We start from the raw sequence: 18,495 nt of genomic DNA, 5'->3' as shown, positions 1-18,495 counted from the left end.
CCGCGCGGGCTCAGGGCGTCGGTGCGTCGGGCGGGTTCGGCACGTTCGACGTGTTCGACGTGTTCGGCATGCTCGACGTGCCGGTTCCGCGAAACGCCTCCCGTTCATGTTCGGGCAGGAGCGCGAGCCGGTTGTACAGCGTCTTCAGGCTGATGCCGAGCGCTTTTGCGGTGCGCGGCTTGTCGCCGTTGAAATGCCGCAGCGACGCGACGATGAAGCGCTGCTGCGTGTGCGCGAGCGTCGTGCCGATATGCAGCGTGATCGCGTTGTGACGACATTCGTCGCGCGGCGGCGCACGGCGCGGCAACTGCAGCTCGATCTGCTCGTCGGCGAGGATGAACGCGCGCTCGAGCGTGTTGCGCAGCTCGCGCACGTTACCGGGCCATGTGTAGGCGCGCAACGCCTTCATCGCCTGGATGGACAGCCGCTTTCTCGTGCGGTGCCGCGCGTTCAGCCGCTCGACGATCTGCAGCGCGATATCGTCGACGTCGTCCTCGCGCTGCCTGAGCGCGGGCACGTGCAGCGCGACCGTCGCGATCCGGTAGAACAGGTCCTCGCGCAGCCGCCCGCTGCGCACGGCCTCGACCGGGTCGTGATGGGTGGCGGCGACGATCCGCACGTCGAGCGGGATCGATTCGTGGCCGCCGACCCGCACGATCGTGTTCGACTCGAGCGTGCGCAGCAGCTTGACCTGCAGCTCGGCCGGCATTTCGGCGATCTCGTCGAGAAACAGCGTGCCGCCGCGCGCGGCCTCGAACATGCCGACGTGCTGGGCCACGGCGCCGGTGAAACTGCCTTTCTCGTGACCGAACAGGTGCGATTCCGCAATGTCGTGAGGAATCGCGCCGCAATTGACGGGAACGAACGGCCCGCGGCGGCGTGGGCTCAGGTCGTGCAGGAGCCGCGCGACGATGTCCTTGCCCGCGCCGCTTTCGCCGACGATCAGCACGCCGACGCGTGTCGCGGCCACGCGTGACACCTTCAGCAACAGGGTCTGGATCGTACGCGAGCGGCCGAAGAGCCGCGTGCCGTCATCGACGGATTTCGACATGGTGTGATATCGAATGGGAAGATTTGACCGAATGCGTCGAGACCAGGTGAAAAAATGACGTGGCATGCGTCACCGTTTTCCTATACCGAGAATACCTTTTATACCGACGGTGAGACATTGAATCTGCAATGCGGGCCGCGCGGCCGGATAGATTTATTCGATAGGCGGGGAATGCGCGACACCATTCTTCTATACTGCTAAGCGTCGTATCCCGCGCAGGAACGCTTGTCCTTCCGATCATGCACAGCGCGGCGCATACCGCCACGAAACGAGGTGGAGACAGTGCGCTGCGCGTCCGTTGCGGTTCCGGCCATGCAGGGGCGGGCCGCTTCAAGAGGAGCCTCGATGCCCTACGTCCTGATCGTCGAAGACGATGCCGATACACGCACCATGCTCGCGACGCTCGCCCGCACCCAGCAGCTGTCGTGCGATACGGCCGCGACGCTCGAGGAAGCGCGCACGCTCGTGTCGACGCATCCCCCCGATCTCGTGCTGTGCGATCTCGTGCTGCCGGACGGCAACGGGATGGATCTGTTCGATGCGTTGCCGAAGCGTGCGCACTGCGAAATGGTGCTGACCACCGGCCACGCGAGCCTCGAAACCGCGATCGACGCACTGCGGCGCGGCGCGACCGACTACCTGGTGAAGCCGCTCAACATGCAGCGGCTGAACAGCATCTTCGCGCGCGTGCCGCGCACCACCGCGCTGCATGAAGAGATTGCCGAACTGCGTTCGGAACTGCAGCGCCTCGGCCGTTTCGGCCGCATGCTCGGCAGCTCGCCCGCGATGCAGGCCGTCTACGACGCGATCGGCCGGGTCGCGCGCACCGAGGCATCGGTCCTGCTGACGGGCGAATCGGGCACCGGCAAGGAGCTGGCCGCGCAGACGGTGCACGACCTGAGCCTGCGCCGCCGCGGCCCGTTCCTCGCGGTGAACTGCGGCGCGATTGCCGCGAACCTCGTCGAGAGCGAGATGTTCGGTCACGACCGCGGCAGCTTCACGGGCGCGGAGCGCCAGCACAAGGGCTTCTTCGAACGCGCGGACGGCGGCACGCTGTTTCTCGACGAGATCACCGAGATGCCGCTCGAGTCGCAGGTCAAGCTGCTGCGCGTGCTCGAGACGGGGCGCCTCACGCGGCTCGGCTCGACGCGCGAGATCGATGTCGACGTGCGCATCGTCGCGGCGACCAACCGCGACCCGGAAGCCGCGATGGCCGACGGCAAGCTGCGGCCCGACCTGTTCCACCGGATCAACGTGTTCCCGATCCCGCTGCCGTCGCTGCGCGAGCGCGGCGACGACATCCCGATGCTGGCCGATGCGTTCCTGCAGCGCTACAACGAGGAAAGCGGCCGTTCATTGCGTTTCTCGCCCGCCGCGCGCGACGCGCTGAAGACCTATGCGTGGCCCGGCAACGTGCGCGAGCTGCGCAACTTCGTGCAGCGCGCGAGCATCTTCAGCGATACGGACCTGATCGATACGCTGCCGCCGCCGATCATGGACGAGTTGTCGAGCATGGTCGATTCGCATGACGATCGCGTCACCGTGCCGTTCGGCACGCCGCTCGAGGAAGTCGACCGCAAGCTGATCCTAGGCACGATCGCGCAATGCGGGGGCGTGAAGGCGCAGGCGGCCGAGGTGCTCGACGTCAGCCTGAAAACGATCTACAACCGGCTCGCGCAACTGGACGACGATGCGGGAAAACCGGATTCCTGATGGTGCCGCCGCGCTCATGCTCCGTGGCACGCATCCCGACGCGCATCGCGTTCAAGCTGGCGGCGCATGCGTTCCACGTGCGGCGGGATCGTACGGCGCTCACGCAGGATCCACGCCAGGCCCGCGAACGTGCGCGCGAGCATGCGGTCGCGCCACAGGCGCGGCAGCAGCCGCACGGTCTGCCGCAGCGCGGCCGGGGCCGGCCATCTGAGCCAGGCAGTCCATACCGCGTTGCGGGCGGTGACGCGGGCGCGCGTGCGCGCGTCGCGCTGCGGCGACGGGTCATGGTGGACCGTGAGGCGCGGCGCATAGACGAGCCATCCGCCGGCGCGGTACAGGTCGAGCGCGAGCAGCGCTTCCTCGCCGCCGAGAAAGTAGCGCGGATGGTAGCCGCCTGCCTGCATGAACGCGTCGCGCCGGAACGCCGTCGCGCCGGCCAGCAACCCGAGGATCGGGCGGCCGGGCAGCGTGACGGGCGCGTCGAGCGGGCTGTCGGCCATCCGGCGGCAGGTCGGGTCTTCGCGCTGGTCAGGGCCGACGAGCACGCGCGCGGTGACGGACGCGACGTGCGGATACGCGTCGAGCAGGTCCGCCGCTTGCTCGATCGAACCGGGCGCCCACCATGTGTCATCGTCGCAGAACGCGACGTGGCGCGTGCGGGCGACGGCCACGCCGAGATTGCGGCCGGCCGCGCCGAGATTGGCGGGCGCCTGCACGAGTACGACGTGCGGATAGCGGTGGCGGATCAGCGCGGCGGTGTCGGCTTGCGCCGCATTGTCGACGACGACGATGGCGGGCCGGTCGGGCAGCGACGAGAGCCGGGCCAGCGTGTGCGCGAGCCCGGCCGGTCGTCTGAACGTCAGCACGATGGCGGTCACGCGCGGTTCGGGCGGCGGCGCAACGTGGCGCGCGGGGGTTACGCGAACGTGACGTCGCATTCGAGCCGCCAGTACGTTTCGGGTTCCTTGAGATCGGCGCGCATATGAGGATCGAACAACCCAACCTGGCTCGCATACGCGGCGACTGCGGCGGCTTTCGCGGCGATGGCTTCCGCGCGGTCGCAGGCCGGGGCGCCGGCCGGATGGGCGATCCAGCCGCGCTCGCGCCAGTCGCTCACGCGCCTGGCCATCAGCCCCGCGATCCGGCGGTACGGGACGTCCTCGTAGAAGCGCCACGCGCGCGCCGCGTCGTGCGACGCGCGTGCGCGCTCCAGCAGCGACAGCGCGGCCTGCTGCACTTGCAGATGATCGCGGTGGAACAGGCCGGCCGGCGCGAGGACGCCGAACCCGGCGTGAGCGTCGATCTCCCGCGCCACGCGCGCGGCAATCGCGGCCGATGCGGCGGGCGTGCCGTATTGATCGTCGAGAAAGTCGAGCCAGACCGGCCGCGCGTCGAGCCGTGCGAGCGCGCGTCGGTCTTCGTCGCGGCGCGCGCGCACGGCTTCGTCGGCGCGCTGGAAGCCTGCGCGGCGATCCCATGGCGGCGCCGGCGCATCGCGCGGCGGAATGCCGGCGAACACGGTGACGACGATCGAGCCGGGCGCTGCCGCAAGCAGGCGTCCGCAACTGAAGACGGCGTCGTCCAGATGGGGCGCGACGACGAGCCAGCGTGTCGGGTCATGCGTCACGAGATGATCTCCCGGGTGGTTGGCCAGCCGGGCGAGCAGGCATCGTGCCCGGCCGTCGTTTCCGGGAGAGCGCCCGGCCACTCGAGGCAGGAACGTGTCCGATGATTGAAATGACCCGACCGCGCGCCGGCAATTACGTGATGGCAGCGATGCTGGTCGCGATCGCGACCGTGTTGCAGTCGCTCGCGATCCGTTTCGGCGGCGTGAACCTGCCGTTCGTGCTGTACTACCCGTTGCTCGCGGGCGCCGCATGGGCGACATCGTTCCTGTTCGGTATCGTGTCGACCGTGGCCAGCGGAATACTCGTGTGGACGTTGTTCCTCTCGGATCCCGCGGCCTATACGCAGCCGCTGCCCGATCGGCTCGTGCAGCTCGGCACGTTCATGCTGGTCGGCGTGCTGGTGTGCGCGCTCGCGGCGATGCTGCGCCATACGCGGCTCACGAACGATCGTGCGCGCCGGCGCGAGGCGGCCGCGCGGCAGCGGCTCGAAGCCGTGTTGCAGGCACTGCCGCACGGCGTGATCGCGGCCGATGCGAACGGGCGGGTCACCTACCTCAACGCGGCCGCGGCCGCGCTCGTCGGCTGCAGGCCGGAAGACGCGACGGGGCGGCCCGCGCGCGACGTGCTGCGGATCGTCGACCACGCGGGCCGCCGCGTGCCGACGACCCCGCTCGAACGCGCGCTCGGCGGCGCCCATGCGACGTCCGACCGGCACTGGCTGCAGGCGGCGGAGGGCGGCGATCCGGTGCCGGTCGTCGAGGTGGCGTCGCCGCTCGGTGACGTGGACGGCCACATCGACGGCGCGGTGATGATCGTGCGTGACGCCAGCGCGGACCGCGCGCGGGTCGATGCGTCGCGTCTTCAGCAAGCGGTCGTCGACGCGTCGCCCGACGCGATCGTCGGCGTCGACGGCGATGGCCGCATCGTCAGCTGGAACCCGGCCGCGCAGCGGATTTTCGGCTATGACGAAGACGACGCACGCGGCCGTTCGCTCGAGTCCCTGGTCGCGATGCGCTGGCTGCGGCGCGGCCCGCTCGCCGAATCGTTCGACAACCTGAGCGACGCGGTCGGGCCCGTCGAGTTGCTGTGCGTCCGGCGCGACGGCCGGCGGTTTCGGGCGACCGTGTCGGCGCGCCGGTTGCGCGGCGACGCGGTCGCGACAATTGCGTTGTCGCTGACGCTGCACGAGACCGGTGCGCGGCGCCGCCATGATCTGCGCGCGAAGCGGTCGCTGCAGGGGGCGCGCGATGCGCGCGACCAGGCCGATACGTCGAACCGGTTGAAGGACGAGTTGCTGGCCACGGTGTCGCACGAACTGCGCACGCCGCTGAACGTAATCTACGGTTGGGTCGAGGTATTGCGCCATTCGGTCGACCAGGCGCTGCAGCGTCAGGCGATCGATGCGATCGACCGCAGCGCGCGCTCGCTCACGCGGATGGTCGGCGACATTCTCGACGCGTCGTCGCTCGCGACCGGCAAGCTGCGGCTCGACGCGGCGCCGGTCGACCTCGCGCGGCTGTTCTCCGACTCGGTCGGCACGTTCCAGACGGCCGCGTCGTCGGCCGGCGTCATGCTCGAATTCGCTTGCGGGTCCAGCACGTTCATCGTGTCCGGCGACGCCGAACGGTTGCGGCAGATGCTGTCGAACCTCGTGTCGAACGCGCTGAAGTTCACGCCGGGCGGCGGCAGCGTGCATGTCGGGCTGGCGCGCAACGGCACGCACGCGGTATTGACCGTGGCCGATACGGGGCAGGGGGTCGCGCCCGAGTTCGTGCCGTACGTCTTCGACATGTTCCGTCGCGCGGACGATTCGCCGGCGTCGTCGCGGCGCGGGCTCGGTCTCGGGCTGTCGATCGTGCGGCATATCGCGGAGCTGCACGGCGGCACCGTGACGGCCGAAAGCGCGGGCCGCGATCTCGGCTCGACGTTCACGGTGAGGCTGCCGGCCGGCTGGCAGCCGGCCGGCGCGATGGCGTGGGGGCTCGCGCAGGCGGGCGACGGTCACGCGCCGCTCGGGCTCGCCGCGCAGCGGATCCTGATCGTCGACGACGATGCGACGACGCGCGCGAGCCTGACCGCCGCGCTGACGACGTTCGGCGCGGCCGTCACGGTCGCGTCGTCGGGCCGCGAAGCGCTCGCGATGGCCGCCGGCCTGCAGCCCACCGTCGTGCTGTCCGATCTCGCGATGCCGGACGGCGACGGCTTCTGGCTGCTCGACGCGCTTCGGCGCGGTGCGGGCAATGGCGACGGCGACGGCAACGGCGCCACGCGGAACCTGCGCGTGCTTGCCGTCACCGCGCACGCGGGCCCGGCGGATGAGCGCCGCGCCCTCGAGGCCGGCTTCGACGGCTATCTGTGCAAGCCGGTCGACGTGCGCGAACTGGCGCACAAGATCATGCTCGTGACGAAGCGCGACGACTGACTGACTGACGGACGGCGCGCGCCGGACGCGCCGGCATCGTCACTGCGCCGGTGCCGGGCGGCGCGGCATATCGGCCTGCGCGAGCAGGTGCGACGCGATCTGCGTGCTGCGCACGAGATCGCCCGGTTGGTGAAGCGCGGCCTGCCGATGAATGAAGTACCGGACGGTACGCGCGAGCCCGGTGGCGAGCGGCGTGGTCGCGCGCCAGTCGAGGCGCCGCTGCGCGGCATCGAGGTTCGGCCGCCGCTGGCGCGGATCGTCGGACGGCAGCGGCCGGAACTCGATCGCGACCGTCGCGCCGACGATCCGCACGACTTCGCGCGCGATGTCGAGCATCGCGATCTCGGCGTCGCTGCCGAGATTGACCGGCTCGCTCGCGTCGCCCGGCTCATTCATCAGCCGGATCAGCGCATCGACCATGTCGTCCACGTAACAGAACGAGCGCGTCTGCCTGCCGTCGCCGTAGACGGTCAGCGGCGCGTCGGCGAGCGCCTGCGTGATGAAGTTCGACACGACGCGGCCGTCGGCCGGATGCATGCGCGGGCCGTACGTGTTGAAGATGCGCGCGATCCGCACGTCGACGCCGTACTGGCGGTGATAGTCCATGAACAGCGTTTCCGCGCAGCGTTTGCCTTCGTCGTAGCAGGCGCGCAGGCCGACCGGATTCACGCGGCCGCAGTATTGCTCGTGCTGCGGGTGGACGTCGGGGTCGCCGTACACCTCGCTCGTGGACGCCTGCAGGATGCGCGCCTTCACGCGCTTCGCGAGACCGAGCAGGTTGATCGCGCCGTGCACGCTCGTCTTGGTCGTCTGGACGGGGTCGCGCTGGTAGTGGACGGGCGACGCGGGGCACGCGAGATTGTAGATCTCGTCGACCTCGACATAGAGCGGAAACGTCACGTCGTGCCGCATCAGTTCGAAGGTCGGCGCGTCGAGCAGATGCGCGATGTTGTCCTTCGCGCCCGTGTAGAAATTGTCGACGCACAGCACGTCGTGGCCGTCCGTCACGAGGCGTTCGCACAGGTGCGAGCCGAGGAAGCCGGCGCCGCCGGCGACGAGCACGCGTTTGCGATCATGGCCCTTCATCATGCGTTCTCCTTGCGATGGGCGAGCGCGCCCGATGTGATCGACACGGGCGTGCGGCGACCGGTGCCGGCTGACGCGCCGGCGCTGCGCGGCCGCGCGACGTCGCGATAGATGTCGACCAGCCGGTCGGCCACGCCTTTCCATGTATAGAAGCGATGCGCGCGCAGGTAGCCGGCGCGTCCCAGCGCCGCGCACAGCTCGGGCTGCGCGCGCAGCTCGACGAGCCGCGCGGCCAGCGCGGCGGGATCGCGCGGCGGCACGAGATAGCCGGTCTTGCCGTCTTCCACCGTCGTGCGGATGCCGCCGACGTGGCTGCCGATCACCGGCGTCGCGCAGGCCATGGCCTCGACCGGCGTGATGCCGAACGGCTCGTACCACGGGGTCGTGACGAACACGTCGGCCGCGCTGTAGTACAGATGCAGCGTGTCGCGGTCGCGCCGGCCGACGAAGGTCACGCGATTGGCGATCCCGAGGTCGTGCGCGAGCCCGGCGAGGCGGGCGAGTTCCGGGTCGCGGGCCGGGTCGGGCGTGGCCTGGCTGCCGCCGACGATATAAAGGTGGGTCGGCCGGCACGGGTCGCGCGGCATGCGGGCCAGCGCGTCGATCACCGTGTCGATGCCTTTGCGCGGCACGAGGCGGCCGAGCTGCAGCACGACGAAGGCATCCTGCGGCCAGCCGAGCTGCGCGCGCGCGTCGATGCGCGGCGTCGGCCTGAGTTCCCGCACGTCGAAGCCGCACGGCACGATCTCGATGCGCGCGGCGTCGGCGCGATAGTGCGTCGTCAGGTCGAGCGCGTCCTGCGGGCATTCGGCGATCACGCGGTCCGAACGGCGCGCGAGCGTGTCCTCGATCGCGAAGCGCGCATCGGGGAAGCCGTCGGCGTCGCCCTGGTGCAGCCGGCGCACGCGGCCGAGTGCATGGAAGGTCGTGACGAGCGGGATGCCGAGCTGCCGCTTCACGCGCAATGCCGCGTCGCCCGACATGAAGAAGTTCGCGTGCATCACGTCGACCGGGTCGGGCTCGCGCCGCATGCGCGCGACCATGCCGTCCGCGAACGCGACCATGTACGGCAGCAGCCGCTCCTTGGGCACGTCGGTCGGCGGCCCGGCCGGTACGTGGATCACGCGCATGTGCGTGCCGATCGGCACGACTTCCGGCAGGTGCGGGTTGTCGCAGCGCGTATAGACGTCGACGTCGAGGCCGCGCTCGGCCAGTTGCTTCGCGACGTTCGCGACGTAGATGTTCTGCCCGCCGGCATCGACGCCGCCGATCACCCCCAGCGGCGATGCGTGCTCACTGATCAACGCGATTCTTTGCATGGTGTTGCTCCCGGTATCGGGGCCGCGTGGATGGGCCACCGTTGCCGGTGGTTCGGCAAGCGGCATACCCGGGGCATTGCCCGCGGAGCCCCCCGTCGGGATACCGAAAAAATTACAACGGGTTGGATGAAAGGGCGTCTGATCGGGCGAACCCGCGGCGGCGCCGCACCGGCACCGAGGCACGCGACTTGCGCTGTCCCGCTCACCCGCCGGCGATCCCGGCTCGACGAAAGGAGGTCACGATGAAGGCATTTCCGCTGCAAGCCCGTTCCCCGAGGGTCCGTCGTCGCAACGCGATGCGCGCCGGCATGGCGATCGCGATCGCCGCCACCACGGCGTGCGCGGTGATCGCGCCGAACGCGCTCGCCGCCGGCGACGACAGTGCCGCGTCGACGTCAGCGTCGTCGCATACGACGACCGGCACGAAAATCCGCGACGCCACGATCACGACCAAGGCGAAGGCGGAGCTGGTCGGGACGAACGGGCTGTCGTCCGGCGACATCCACGTGAAGACGCGGCGCGGCATCGTGACGCTCACCGGCAGCGTGCCCGAGGAGGCGCAGCGCGCGCAGGCCGTCAGCGTCGTGAAGCAGGTCGAAGGCGTACAGGACGTGCGCGATCAGTTGACGATCCGGGCCAAGTGACCGCGGCCGCGCCGCACAAGGAGTCCAGCCATGAACTGCATGCTCAAACCGGTCGGCGAGCAGACGATCGTGATCACCGGCGCGACGAGCGGCATCGGTCTCGTCACCGCGCGCAAGGCCGCGCGCCGCGGCGCGAAGCTGGTGCTGTTCGCGCGGAACGAAGCCGCGCTCAATACGTTGTGCGAGGAGCTGCGCCAGCATGGCGATCTCGCGGTGGCGGTCGCGGGCGACGTCGGCAATCTCGAGGATCTGCAGCGCGCGGCCGCCAAGGCCGTCGAGACCTACGGCGGCTTCGACACGTGGATCAACAACGCCGGCGTATCGATCTTCGGCCCGGCTTCCGCGGTGCCGCTCGACGACCAGCGCAAGCTGTTCGACACCAACTACTGGGGCGTCGTGCACGGCTCGCTCGTGGCGGCCGATCACTTCCGGCGCAAGGGCGATTTTCACGGCGGCGCGATCATCAACATGGGCAGCGAGGCGTCCGACGCGCCGGTGCCGTTGCAGAGCGCGTATGCGGCGTCCAAGCATGCGGTGAAGGGCTTCACCGATTCACTGCGGCTCGAGATGGAGGGCGACCACCTGCCGGTGTCCGTGACGTTGATCAAGCCGGCCGCGATCGACACGATGTTCGTGATGCACGCGAAAAACTACATGAACGTCGAGGCGAAGCTGCCGCCGCCGATCTACGACCCGGAACTGGTGGCCGACGCGATCCTGTTCGCGGCCGCGCATCCGCGCCGCACGCTGTTCGTGGGCGGCGCGGCGAAGTTCGCGTCGGCGAGCGCGTATCACGCGCCGCACCTGTTCGATCGCATCGCGGCCCGGCTGTTCTGGCGCAGCCAGCGCACGGATCGACCCGCCCGCCCGCGCGACGACAACGCGCTGTACGAGCCGCGCCATGCGCTGCACGAGCGCGAAGGCATGGACGGGCCCGTGCTGCGCGGGTGCGCCTACAACACGGTGGTTCAGCGGCCGAAGGTGGCGGGGGCGGTCGCCCTCGGTGCGGCGGCGCTGGTGGTCGCCGCGCTGGCGCGGGCGCGCCGTGCGTCGACGTGATTTCGTTCATCCCCAAGGAGATTTTCATGACATCCCGACAACATACGGGCCACGAATACAGCCACTCGCGCGCGCACGAAGGCGAGCGCGTGCAGCAGGACCATGACAAGGGCGGCCATCAGGGCGGCCACGGCAAGGCGCCGAGCCCGATCGACGTGCAGAAGGCGTTGAAGGGCATGGACTATCCGGCCAGCAAGGCGGCGGTCGTCGAGTGCGCGGAACGCTCGCATGCGGACCCCGGCGTGATCGACATGCTCCGCCGCATTCCCGATCGCGAATACGGCACGCCGGCGTCGGTGTCGAAGGAACTCGGGCGGCTGATGTGAGGGCCGCCCCGTCGCGCCGCGTGCGGTGGCACGCGGCGCCACCCCCGTCACGAGGAGCACGACCATGGCGATGATCGTCGCAGGCCGCTTCACGACGTTCGACGAAGCGGAAGGTGGGGCGCGTCACCTTTACGAGCGCGCGTTCGGTTCGGACGACGTATCGATCTTCTTCCTGAATCCGGCCGGACAGCATGCGCGCTTTCCGATCGGCGGCGACGTCTATGCCGATACGGCGGCGAAGCCGGGCGGGCGCGGCGCGATGATCGGCGCGATCCGCGGGGTGGTGATCGGCATCGTCGTGGGGCTCCTCGTCTATGCGATCGGCGTGCGCTACTGGTTCGTTCCGGCCGCCGCCGCGCTGGCCGGCGCGTATCTCGGCGCCTTCGGCGGCGCGCTGGGCCGCATGCGCGGCGAGCAGGCCGAGGGCAAGGGCACGCTCGCGCAGAGCGAATCCGGCGTGATCCTCGCGGTGCGCGTGGCGCCCGACACCGTGAATACCGCGGAGGACGTGCTGCGCGCGACCGGGGCGTCGTCGATCGAGCGTGTCGAGGGCGACTGGCAGGACGGCGAGTGGCGCGACTTCGATCCGGTACGTCGCCCCGGCGAGCCCGCATCGGACGACCAGCCACGCTGAATTTTTTACGCCCGTTTGCAGCGTGGCACTCGCAACGACGGCGTTGCCCGGTGCGGCACGCCGCTTGCGAGCCATATGACGACACCGTTCAGGGAGGAACGCCCCCATGACTACCGCACAGACTCCGCCGCCCCAGCACCAGGATCGCCAGCCGGGCACCGAGCGCGACATGCATCCGCAGCCGCGCGACGATGCGGCCGACTACGTCGGCAGCGGCAAGCTCGCCGGCAAGGTCGCGCTCGTGACGGGCGGCGACAGCGGGATCGGCCGCGCGGTCGCGATCGGCTTCGCGAAGGAAGGGGCCGACGTCGCGATCGTCTACCTGAAGGAGTCGGCCGACGCCGCGCATACGAAGCAGCTGATCGAGCAGGCCGGCCGGCGTTGCGAGGCGATCATGTGCGACGTCGGCGACCGACGGCAGGCGTACGACGCGGTGGCGCGCACGGTCGAGCGGCTCGGGCGGCTCGACGTGCTCGTGAACAACGCGGGCGAACAGCATCCGCGCCCGGGCATCGAGGACGTGACCGAGGAACAGCTCGAACGCACGTTCCGCACGAACGTGTACGGCATGTTCTTCTGCACGCAGGCCGCGCTGCCGCACATGAAGCACGGCGGACGCATCGTCAACACCGCATCGGTGACCGCGTATCACGGCAATCCGACACTCCCCGACTACTCGGCGACCAAGGGCGCGATCGTCGCGTTCACGCGGTCGCTGTCGGCGGAGCTGGCCGAACGCGACATCCGTGTCAACGCGGTCGCGCCCGGGCCGATCTGGACGCCGCTGATTCCGTCGACGTTCACGGCCGAGCAGGTCGCGAAGTTCGGCGCGAACGTGCCGCTCAAGCGGCCGGGGCAGCCGGACGAACTGATCGGCTGCTACGTGCTGCTCGCGTCGGAAGGCGCGAGCTACATGACCGGGCAGACGCTGCATCCGAACGGCGGCTCGATCGTCGGCGGCTGACGTCTCTCGCCCCATGCAAGGAGGAAACCCATGAAACGACCCAACTGGACGCTCGCGGCGTGCGCCGCGGCCGTGCTCGCCGCCGGCGGGCTCGCCCGCGCGCAGATGCCGAGCGAGCCGCCCGCATCGAATTCACATGTGCCGGGCAGCATGATCAACTCGTCGTCGGGCGCGGGCGACGCGATGATCGCGAAAGCGCCGCAAGGCGGCGACGCGGAATTCGTCGACAAGGCCGCCATCGCCGGCAAGGCCGAGGTGCAGGCGAGCCAGCTCGCGCTGCGGCAGGCGCAGTCGCCGGACGTGCGCGCCTTCGCGCAGCGCATGGTGGCCGATCACGGCAAGGAGAATGCGCGCTTGAACGAGATCGCCGCGCGCCAGGGCATGAAGCCGCAGGTCGAGCAGATCCAGGATCCCGACGTCGAGGCGCTGCGCGGCAAGCACGGTCGCGACTTCGACGTCGCGTACGTCGCGGCGGTCGGCCCGGCAGCACACAGCAAGGCCGTCGCACTGTTCGAAGGCGAGGCGCGCGAAGGCAAGGATCCGCAGTTGCGAGAGTTCGCGAGCACCACGCTGCCGACGTTGCGGCATCACCTGAGCCTGGCGCAGGCGCTCGAACGCAAGGTGGGCGCGCAGTAACGCGCGCCCGTTCAACCCCGGGCCGCGGGTGCGGCCCGTCTTTTTGGAGAGGCAGTCATGGCCCATCGGCAACCGAAACACGAAGGCATCCGCGAATTGCTCTGCCAGGCATACGAAACCGAGCTTGGCGGCGCGAAGATCTACGAAGCCGCGCTGCAATGCGCGACCGACGAGGATCTGCACAAGGAATGGGAGAAGTACCATCGCGAGACGCTGCATCACCAGGAGGTGCTGCGCAAGGTGTTCGAGACGCTCGGCATGGATCCCGACGCGCAGACGCCCGGCCGCAGCGCGGTGGCGGCCATCGGCAAGGCGCTCGTGCATACGATCGAGCAGGCGCAGAAGCAGGCCGACCCGGGGGTCGCGCAGGTCGTCGCGGCCGAGTGCATGGTGCTCGCCGAGACCAAGGATCACCTGAACTGGGAGCTGATCGGCTATGCGGCCGACCAGCTGTCGGGCGATGCCGCGAAGACGCTGAAGGACGCGCACGACGAGGTCGAGGCCGACGAGGATCATCACCTGTATCACACGCGGGGCTGGGCGCGCGAGATGTGGATCCAGTCGATGGGCTTCAAGGCGGTGCTGCCGCCGCCGGAAGAAGTGAAGAAGGTTGAATCGGCGGCGGATGCAGCGCGCGCCGAAAAGTCGCGCGGCAAGATGATGTAAGTGCGGCGGGCCGGGCATGGCCGCGACGCGGCCGGCCCGGCGCCGCGAAAGTTGCGGGCGCAATGAATGGACGATGCGCGGTTCAGGTCAGCAGGTCGACGACCATCGTCACGACCGACGCCGCCATCAGCGCGACCGCCAGCCAGCCGAACGTTTTCGACACGATGCCGCTGCCGGGTTGTCCGGCCGCCTCGCGCCGGTGCGTCAGCAGCATCACGAGCACGAGCATCGGTACCGCCGCGATCCCGTTGAGCACCGCGCTCCAGTACAGCGCCTTGATCGGATCGATGGGGCTCACGCAGATCACGATGCCGATGATCACGCACAGCGCCAGCACCGCATAGAACGCGGGCGCACGCCGCACCGGCTCGTTCAGCCCTTCGCGGAACCGCCACGCTTCCGCGCAGCCGTACGCGGCGCTACCCGCAAACGCGGGAATCGCGAGCAGCCCGCAGCCGACGATGCCGAACGCGAACACGAGAAACGCGGCTTCGCCGGCGATCGGCCGCAGCGCCTCGGCGGCTTGCGCGGTGGTGCCGATGTCGTGCCGGCCGCGCGCGAAGAACACCGCGGCGCCGATCACCATGATGCAGAACGACACCGCGTTCGTGACGATCATGCCCACCCACGTGTCGAACGTGACGCGCCGCTCGGTCTCGCGGCGCGTGTCGGGTGGCCCGGATGCGGTTTCCTCCACTTCGAGCGCGGCCTGCCACACGAACAGGTACGGGCTCAGCGTCGTGCCGAGCACGGCCACCGTGGTCGTCGCATACGCGTGCGTGAATTCGATCCTCGGCAGCACGATCGCATGCATCACGCCGTGCCAGTCGATCGGCACGAAGCCGAGTTCGAGGACGTAGGCGATCAGCCCGAGCGTCATCCATTTGAGCCAGCGCGCATAGCGCTCGTACGACAGCGTCACCTGCAGCGCGAGCGAGGCGATTCCGTAGACCGGGGCGTACCAGTAGCTGTGGCCGCCCGCGACGAGCGCGGTCGCGTCGCCCATCGCCGCGAGATCGGCGCCGACGTTGACGACGTTGACGATCGCGACCATCACGATCAGCGTCTTGGCGAGCCGGTCGGAGAAGTGCTCGCGGATGGCGGCGACGAGGCCCGCGCGGTTGCGGCGTCCGATGAACGCCGACGCGAGCTGCACGGCGACCATCATCGGCAGCGTGACGACGATCATCCACAGCATGTTGAAGCCGAACTGGCTGCCGGCCTGCGCGTAGACCGCGATGTTGCTCGGATCGGCATCGGACGCCCCCGTGAGCAGGCCGGGGCCGAGCCGCCGGTACCACGGTGTCGCGGTGCGCGGCGCGGCGCCCGCGGCCGGCCGCGCGTCGTCGCCCGGTGCGCTCATCGGGTGCCTCCGCGTGCGCCGGGCCGGTTGTCGCGATCGAGGTCGCGGTCGGGTTCGCCGGCCAGGCGCGATGCGGTGCGCAACGCGTCGACGAGCCTCCGGTACGCATGCTCGCGCGAATCGGCGCCGCGCGTGCGCAGCACGTACGACGGGTGATAGGTCGCGACGACGAGCAGGCCTTGCGCCGTGCGAATCGGCGCGCGCGCGGCCTCGAGCGTCGCATCGTTGTCTTGCAGCAGCGCGCGTAACGCGGTGCCGCCGAGCGCGACGACGACGCGCGGCCGTACCGCATCGAGTTCGCGTTCGAGCCAGTAGCGGCACGCGGCCACCTCGCGTTGCGCGGGCGTCTTGTGCAGCCGGCGCTTGCCGCGCGGCTCCCATTTGAAGTGCTTGACCGCGTTCGTCAGATAGCAGTGCGCGCGCTCGATCCCGGCTTCATCGAGTGCGCGGTCCAGCATGCGCCCGGCCGCGCCGACGAACGGCAATCCCTGGCGGTCTTCCTGGTCGCCCGGCTGCTCGCCGACCAGCATGATCGTCGCGTCGACGGGGCCGGCGCCGGGCACCGGCTGGGTCGCATGCTCCCACAACGCGCAGCGGCGGCACGCGCCGAGTGTCGCCGGTGCGTCGGCGTCGGCGGGCGGCGGATGGCGCGTCATGTGACGACGCCCGTGCGGCCCGGGGCGCGGCAGGTCGCCCACGCCAGCGGGGCGGGACAGAAACGAAAGCGCAGCGTGACGCGCATGAAGGGCTCCGGTACGACGATTCGTCCCTGTGCAGCAACCGCCGTTCCGCATCGGCCGGGACGGGCGCGGGGTTTGCGTGGAGGCGGTGTCAACGACAGGAGAAACGCGATGCTTCCCGATCCCGGCGACGATCCGGCCGCGGACGACGTGCTGCTGTGGCGCGCCCCCGACAGCGTGCCGAGGCGCCCGCGTCGCGTGCTGATCGTCGACGACTATCGCGACGCCGCCGATGCGCTGCGCCTGCTGCTCGAGGCGCGCGGCTTCGAATGCCGTATTGCCGTCGATCCGTTCGCCGTCTGTGCGATCGCACGCGACTGGCAGCCGTTCGCGGTCGTGCTCGATATCGCGATGCCCGGCCTCGACGGGCTGCAGCTGGCTGCGCGGCTGCGCGGTGATCCGCACACCGGCGACATGTTGCTCGTCGCGTGCAGCGGGCTCGCGTCGCGACGCGACTGCGAGGCGGCGAAGCAAGCCGGGTTCGACGCGCACTGCGCGAAGCCGCTGACGCCGCACCGGCTGCTGGGCTATCTGGACGCGGCGAGCGGCCGCGCGACGCCGGACGGGGCGGTTACACGGTGCTTGTAAAAAAGCCGTCGGGGGGGCGCGGCGCAGGCATCAACCGCCGGTGCGCGTGGCGGCATGTCGGGCGGACCGGCCCGCGACGACGGCCAGCCCGCCGGCGAACGCGAGCAGCGCCGCGCTCATCGCGAAGGTCGCACGGTAGCCGTGCAGGTCGAACAGCATGCCGCCGATCGTCGCGCCGAGCCCGATCGCGAGTTGCACGACAGCCACCATCAGCCCGCCGCCGGCTTCCGCATCGTGCGGCAGCGTCCGGGCGAGCCACGTCCACCAGCCGACCGGCGCCGCGGTGCCGAGCAGCCCCCAGGCGCCGAGCAGGCAGGCGGTGGCCGCCGTGGAGCCGCCGAACACCATCAGCGCCGCCGCAATCGCGGCCATCAGTGCGGGCGTGGCCACGAGTGTCCGGTAGAGCCCGCGTTCGAGGACGCCGCCGATCAGGAACGTGCCCGCGAAACCCGCGACGCCGATCACGAGCAGGAGCAGCGACAGCGTGACGGTGCCCGCGTGCGTGACGGTTTCGAGGAACGGACGCAGGTAGGTGAACAGCGTGAACTGGCCCATGAAGAACACGCTCACCGCGGCCATGCCGAGCGCGACCGGCGGCCGGGCCAGCAGCCTGAGCGCGTTGGCCGACGCGCGGCGCGGCGCGGACTGCATCGACGGCAGGCTGACGAGCTTCCAGCCGAATGCGATCGCGGCGACCGGCACGACGCAGAAGAACGCCCAGCGCCACCCGACGATGCCGCCCAGAAAGCTGCCGAGCGGGGCCGCGACGACGGTCGCCAGCGCGTTGCCGCCATTCACGATCGCCAGCGCGCGCGGCACGTGCGGTGCCGGCACGAGGCGCATCGCGGTGGCGGCCGACATCGACCAGAAGCCGCCGATCGCCACGCCGATCAGGGCGCGGCCGGCGATGAACGCCGCGTAGTTCGGCGCGAACGCGACGAGCGTGCCGGACACGATCGTCAGCAGGGTCAGCACCAGCAGCAACGGCTTGCGATCGCGCCGGCCGGCGAGCGAGGCGATGAACAGGCTCGTGACCAGCGCGAACGCGCCCGATACGGAGATGGCCTGGCCGGCCTGGCCTTCGCTGACGTGCAGGTCGCCTGCAATCGGCGTGAGCAGGCTGACCGGCATGAACTCGGAAGCGACCAGCGCGAACGCGCCGAGCGACATCGCGAGGACGGCGCCCCATGCGGCCGCACCGTCAGGCGCCGTGCCGCGATCGGGGGTGGAGACGGATGGCATGTCGGGAACCGGATCGGAGAAAGGAGTGGGTCGCGCGCTCAGTCGCAACGCGTCGTTGCGTCGTGCACGGCGAGCTGCGTGTGCGCGTCGTCGGCGCGTCCGGCCTGCACCCGGGCCGCGGCGGCCTGGGCGTCGTCGACCCAGCTGCGCGGGTTCATGCGCGCCGGATTGAAGCCGGCGGCCTCGTAGCGCTGCATGTCCTGGCGGACCTGCTCGCGCGTCAGGCCCGGTGCGGATTGCGCGAACAGCGAGCCGGACGCGACCAGCGCGGCAGTGGCGGCGACGGCGGTGAGAAAGCGGGTAGTCATGAGGTTGGGCTCCGGAATGCGGGTAGTCCGAGCGTCCGGGCGCTGCCGCGACGCATCGGGTCGATGGCTTCGCAGTCTAGTGATTCGTCGCGGATCGATTAAGTAG

General features: G+C 70.2%; 19 protein-coding genes. 10 read left to right on the top strand and 9 right to left on the bottom strand.

The genetic code is table 11. From position 1 onward, the window contains the following. Positions 1-10 precede the first annotated feature (10 nt). Complete coding sequence (locus tag QZM35_RS27190) at positions 11-1,051, bottom strand: sigma-54-dependent Fis family transcriptional regulator (RefSeq protein WP_301777181.1); 1,041 nt, start codon at positions 1,049-1,051, stop codon at positions 11-13. 345 nt (positions 1,052-1,396) lie between these two features. Between QZM35_RS27190 and QZM35_RS27185 the strand changes: the two genes are divergently transcribed. Continuing rightward, positions 1,397-2,764, top strand: a complete 1,368-nt coding sequence (locus tag QZM35_RS27185) for a sigma-54 dependent transcriptional regulator (protein ID WP_089434090.1) — start codon at positions 1,397-1,399, stop codon at positions 2,762-2,764. 14 nt (positions 2,765-2,778) lie between these two features. Here the strand turns inward: QZM35_RS27185 and QZM35_RS27180 are convergent, their stop codons facing one another. Further along, positions 2,779-3,702, bottom strand: coding sequence for a glycosyltransferase family 2 protein (locus QZM35_RS27180; protein ID WP_301777180.1), 924 nt, complete (start codon positions 3,700-3,702; stop codon positions 2,779-2,781). After that, positions 3,681-4,391 carry a PIG-L family deacetylase gene (locus QZM35_RS27175; protein ID WP_301777179.1) on the bottom strand — a complete coding sequence of 237 codons (711 nt, stop codon included), beginning with the start codon at positions 4,389-4,391 and terminating at the stop codon, positions 3,681-3,683. The genes QZM35_RS27180 and QZM35_RS27175 overlap by 22 nt, the downstream gene beginning before the upstream one ends. 101 nt (positions 4,392-4,492) lie before the next feature. Between QZM35_RS27175 and QZM35_RS27170 the strand changes: the two genes are divergently transcribed. Beyond that, positions 4,493-6,814 (top strand): PAS domain-containing protein, encoded by a 2,322-nt coding sequence (locus QZM35_RS27170; RefSeq protein ID WP_301777178.1) that lies wholly within the window; start codon positions 4,493-4,495, stop codon positions 6,812-6,814. Positions 6,815-6,853: 39 nt separating this feature from the next. Here QZM35_RS27170 and QZM35_RS27165 read toward each other — a convergent pair whose 3' ends face one another. Together QZM35_RS27165 and QZM35_RS27160 are read right to left on the bottom strand one after the other, a co-directional pair. Beyond that, the gene (locus QZM35_RS27165) at positions 6,854-7,900 is read right to left on the bottom strand and encodes a UDP-glucuronic acid decarboxylase family protein (RefSeq protein WP_089430080.1); all 1,047 of its coding nucleotides are present in this window, start codon (positions 7,898-7,900) and stop codon (positions 6,854-6,856) included. After that, positions 7,900-9,219, bottom strand: coding sequence for a glycosyltransferase family 1 protein (locus QZM35_RS27160; RefSeq protein WP_089429281.1), 1,320 nt, complete (start codon positions 9,217-9,219; stop codon positions 7,900-7,902). The genes QZM35_RS27165 and QZM35_RS27160 overlap by 1 nt, the downstream gene beginning before the upstream one ends. Positions 9,220-9,461: 242 nt before the next feature. Here QZM35_RS27160 and QZM35_RS27155 point away from each other — a divergent pair, with 242 nt between their 5' ends. The 7 genes from QZM35_RS27155 (at position 9,462) to QZM35_RS27125 (ending at position 14,148) form a co-directional block, all read left to right on the top strand. After that, positions 9,462-9,863, top strand: coding sequence for a BON domain-containing protein (locus QZM35_RS27155; protein WP_089429282.1), 402 nt, complete (start codon positions 9,462-9,464; stop codon positions 9,861-9,863). Between the two features lie 30 nt (positions 9,864-9,893). Next, a complete protein-coding gene (locus QZM35_RS27150) occupies positions 9,894-10,922 on the top strand; it encodes an SDR family oxidoreductase (RefSeq protein WP_301777177.1) in 1,029 nt (342 codons plus the stop codon). 26 nt (positions 10,923-10,948) lie between these two features. Then, positions 10,949-11,248: a DUF2795 domain-containing protein gene (locus QZM35_RS27145; RefSeq protein ID WP_069250315.1), complete on the top strand. Its 300-nt coding sequence runs from the start codon at positions 10,949-10,951 to the stop codon at positions 11,246-11,248. Positions 11,249-11,312: 64 nt separating this feature from the next. Next, positions 11,313-11,882 (top strand): hypothetical protein, encoded by a 570-nt coding sequence (locus tag QZM35_RS27140; protein WP_301777176.1) that lies wholly within the window; start codon positions 11,313-11,315, stop codon positions 11,880-11,882. Between the two features lie 106 nt (positions 11,883-11,988). After that, on the top strand, positions 11,989-12,846 hold the full coding sequence (locus QZM35_RS27135) for an SDR family oxidoreductase (protein WP_089429285.1): 858 nt from the start codon (positions 11,989-11,991) through the stop codon (positions 12,844-12,846). A 30-nt stretch (positions 12,847-12,876) separates the two neighbouring features. Beyond that, on the top strand, positions 12,877-13,482 hold the full coding sequence (locus QZM35_RS27130; RefSeq protein WP_301777175.1) for a DUF4142 domain-containing protein: 606 nt from the start codon (positions 12,877-12,879) through the stop codon (positions 13,480-13,482). A 57-nt stretch (positions 13,483-13,539) separates the two neighbouring features. Next, complete coding sequence (locus QZM35_RS27125; protein ID WP_301777174.1) at positions 13,540-14,148, top strand: DUF892 family protein; 609 nt, start codon at positions 13,540-13,542, stop codon at positions 14,146-14,148. An 82-nt stretch (positions 14,149-14,230) separates the two neighbouring features. On the opposite strand, the gene QZM35_RS27120 is transcribed toward QZM35_RS27125, so the two are convergent. Both QZM35_RS27120 and QZM35_RS27115 read right to left on the bottom strand, forming a co-directional pair. Beyond that, positions 14,231-15,511 (bottom strand): NRAMP family divalent metal transporter, encoded by a 1,281-nt coding sequence (locus tag QZM35_RS27120; RefSeq protein ID WP_301777173.1) that lies wholly within the window; start codon positions 15,509-15,511, stop codon positions 14,231-14,233. After that, on the bottom strand, positions 15,508-16,167 hold the full coding sequence (locus tag QZM35_RS27115; protein WP_301777172.1) for a UdgX family uracil-DNA binding protein: 660 nt from the start codon (positions 16,165-16,167) through the stop codon (positions 15,508-15,510). Before QZM35_RS27115 ends, QZM35_RS27120 begins: the two co-directional genes overlap by 4 nt. 195 nt (positions 16,168-16,362) lie before the next feature. On the opposite strand from QZM35_RS27115, the gene QZM35_RS27110 reads away from it, so the two are divergent. Continuing rightward, positions 16,363-16,839: a response regulator gene (locus tag QZM35_RS27110; RefSeq protein ID WP_089434100.1), complete on the top strand. Its 477-nt coding sequence runs from the start codon at positions 16,363-16,365 to the stop codon at positions 16,837-16,839. Positions 16,840-16,869: 30 nt separating this feature from the next. Here QZM35_RS27110 and QZM35_RS27105 read toward each other — a convergent pair whose 3' ends face one another. Together QZM35_RS27105 and QZM35_RS27100 are read right to left on the bottom strand one after the other, a co-directional pair. Continuing rightward, the gene (locus QZM35_RS27105; RefSeq protein ID WP_089429290.1) at positions 16,870-18,081 is read right to left on the bottom strand and encodes an MFS transporter; all 1,212 of its coding nucleotides are present in this window, start codon (positions 18,079-18,081) and stop codon (positions 16,870-16,872) included. A gap of 38 nt (positions 18,082-18,119) precedes the next feature. Next, positions 18,120-18,389, bottom strand: a complete 270-nt coding sequence (locus QZM35_RS27100; RefSeq protein ID WP_301777171.1) for a DUF4148 domain-containing protein — start codon at positions 18,387-18,389, stop codon at positions 18,120-18,122. Positions 18,390-18,495: the final 106 nt, after the last annotated feature.

Origin of the sequence: Burkholderia sp. AU45274, from assembly GCF_030482505.1 — a bacterium.
Taxonomy (GTDB): domain Bacteria; phylum Pseudomonadota; class Gammaproteobacteria; order Burkholderiales; family Burkholderiaceae; genus Burkholderia.
Note: the sequence above shows the minus strand (reverse complement) of the source record. Positions and strands in the feature narration are given on the sequence as shown.

Bases quoted from the DNA above. Each gene is read 5' to 3' on its own strand.
- QZM35_RS27130 (WP_301777175.1), top strand. From the start codon at position 12,877: ATGAAACGACCCAACTGGACGCTCGCGGCGTGCGCCGCGGCCGTGCTC.
- QZM35_RS27180 (WP_301777180.1), bottom strand. From the start codon at position 3,702: ATGCGACGTCACGTTCGCGTAACCCCCGCGCGCCACGTTGCGCCGCCG.
- QZM35_RS27140 (WP_301777176.1), top strand. From the start codon at position 11,313: ATGGCGATGATCGTCGCAGGCCGCTTCACGACGTTCGACGAAGCGGAA.
- QZM35_RS27110 (WP_089434100.1), top strand. From the start codon at position 16,363: ATGCTTCCCGATCCCGGCGACGATCCGGCCGCGGACGACGTGCTGCTG.
- QZM35_RS27115 (WP_301777172.1), bottom strand. From the start codon at position 16,167: ATGACGCGCCATCCGCCGCCCGCCGACGCCGACGCACCGGCGACACTC.
- QZM35_RS27150 (WP_301777177.1), top strand. From the start codon at position 9,894: ATGAACTGCATGCTCAAACCGGTCGGCGAGCAGACGATCGTGATCACC.
- QZM35_RS27185 (WP_089434090.1), top strand. From the start codon at position 1,397: ATGCCCTACGTCCTGATCGTCGAAGACGATGCCGATACACGCACCATG.
- QZM35_RS27160 (WP_089429281.1), bottom strand. From the start codon at position 9,219: ATGCAAAGAATCGCGTTGATCAGTGAGCACGCATCGCCGCTGGGGGTG.
- QZM35_RS27155 (WP_089429282.1), top strand. From the start codon at position 9,462: ATGAAGGCATTTCCGCTGCAAGCCCGTTCCCCGAGGGTCCGTCGTCGC.
- QZM35_RS27120 (WP_301777173.1), bottom strand. From the start codon at position 15,511: ATGAGCGCACCGGGCGACGACGCGCGGCCGGCCGCGGGCGCCGCGCCG.
- QZM35_RS27105 (WP_089429290.1), bottom strand. From the start codon at position 18,081: ATGCCATCCGTCTCCACCCCCGATCGCGGCACGGCGCCTGACGGTGCG.
- QZM35_RS27135 (WP_089429285.1), top strand. From the start codon at position 11,989: ATGACTACCGCACAGACTCCGCCGCCCCAGCACCAGGATCGCCAGCCG.
- QZM35_RS27145 (WP_069250315.1), top strand. From the start codon at position 10,949: ATGACATCCCGACAACATACGGGCCACGAATACAGCCACTCGCGCGCG.
- QZM35_RS27190 (WP_301777181.1), bottom strand. From the start codon at position 1,051: ATGTCGAAATCCGTCGATGACGGCACGCGGCTCTTCGGCCGCTCGCGT.
- QZM35_RS27125 (WP_301777174.1), top strand. From the start codon at position 13,540: ATGGCCCATCGGCAACCGAAACACGAAGGCATCCGCGAATTGCTCTGC.
- QZM35_RS27100 (WP_301777171.1), bottom strand. From the start codon at position 18,389: ATGACTACCCGCTTTCTCACCGCCGTCGCCGCCACTGCCGCGCTGGTC.
- QZM35_RS27165 (WP_089430080.1), bottom strand. From the start codon at position 7,900: ATGAAGGGCCATGATCGCAAACGCGTGCTCGTCGCCGGCGGCGCCGGC.
- QZM35_RS27170 (WP_301777178.1), top strand. From the start codon at position 4,493: ATGATTGAAATGACCCGACCGCGCGCCGGCAATTACGTGATGGCAGCG.